This window comes from Deltaproteobacteria bacterium GWC2_65_14 (genome assembly GCA_001797615.1).
Lineage (GTDB): Bacteria > Desulfobacterota > Deferrimicrobia > Deferrimicrobiales > Deferrimicrobiaceae > GWC2-65-14.
The window spans coordinates 5273-5555 of the sequence record MGPV01000021.1 but is presented as its reverse complement, the minus strand read 5'-3'; the positions used below and the strand labels follow the sequence as shown (position 1 = coordinate 5555).

The window sequence follows — 283 nt, the reverse complement described above, 5'->3', positions numbered from 1 at the left end:
TCGCCCTTCGTTCCAATCGGGCAGGGGGAGCGCCGCCTCCAGAAGAACGAGCCGGTCATCGTCGACCTGATGTGGGCGCAGGACGGCTACCTGGTCGACATGGCGAGGACCTACGTCTGCGGGAAGCTGCAGAACAAGATGAAAATGGCCCACGAGATGACGGTCAAGGTGATGCGGAACATCGAGAGCGCCATCCGGCCGGGCGCGATCGCGGGGGATCTCTACGAGATTGGAATGGAGATGGCCTCCCGGTCCCCCTTCGCCGGGAACTTCATGGGGGCCC

General features: G+C 64.0%; 1 pseudogene (only partly in view). It reads left to right on the top strand.

The features are described from left to right. Positions 1–283, top strand: a pseudogene (locus A2X88_03920) (hypothetical protein) (it extends past both window edges: 675 nt to the left, 233 nt to the right).